Source organism: Collinsella aerofaciens (genome assembly GCF_032584215.1).
In the GTDB taxonomy this organism is placed as follows: domain Bacteria; phylum Actinomycetota; class Coriobacteriia; order Coriobacteriales; family Coriobacteriaceae; genus Collinsella.
In genome coordinates this window covers 1-512 of the sequence record NZ_JAWHPN010000100.1, presented here as the reverse complement: position 1 = coordinate 512, position 512 = coordinate 1, and the positions used below count along the sequence as shown (strand labels likewise).

Annotated in this window: 1 protein-coding gene; it reads right to left on the bottom strand. The window is 57.8% G+C overall.

The genetic code is table 11. The annotated features are described in order from the left end of the window. Positions 1-512: hypothetical protein (locus RX395_RS09935; RefSeq protein WP_316367324.1), on the bottom strand; the 512-nt coding region annotated here is incomplete at both ends.

Here is a 512-nt window from a genome sequence, read left to right as displayed (position 1 = left end):
GCCCCACCTTGCTCCGCTCCAGCTGGCGCTTGATGGCCTCTGCCACCGCAAGCTGGGCGTCGTAGAGGGGATAGCCGGCGTGATCCTCAATGTACTGGTTGATTGCCAGCACTTCCGGGGACAGAGATTCCGTTGCAGGGTCAAAGAGCGGTACGAACAGCTTCTTGATCCGCTCCGCCACGGTAACGCCGAAGGTATTGAGGTATTCCGTGATAGAGTTGATTTCGTCCAGCGGGTTTAGGCCGACGGTCGCACCCGGAATGGAGATCGCTCCGCTTTTGAGTCCATCCTCCATGACCGCGACGATGTTTTTGTCCTTCTCCTCACAGCGCAGAAGCCACGCCTCCAGCTTACGGGACAGGGACTTGACCTGAAGTGGCCGCAGGATATTCCTCTTTTGCAGTTCCGTGAGGACATAATCCTGGTACTCCGGGATCATGGGAACGGCGGTCTTTTGGTCCACCGCGTCGAACAACTCCCGGCGTTCCCCCGGTGTGCAGAAAATGTAGGTA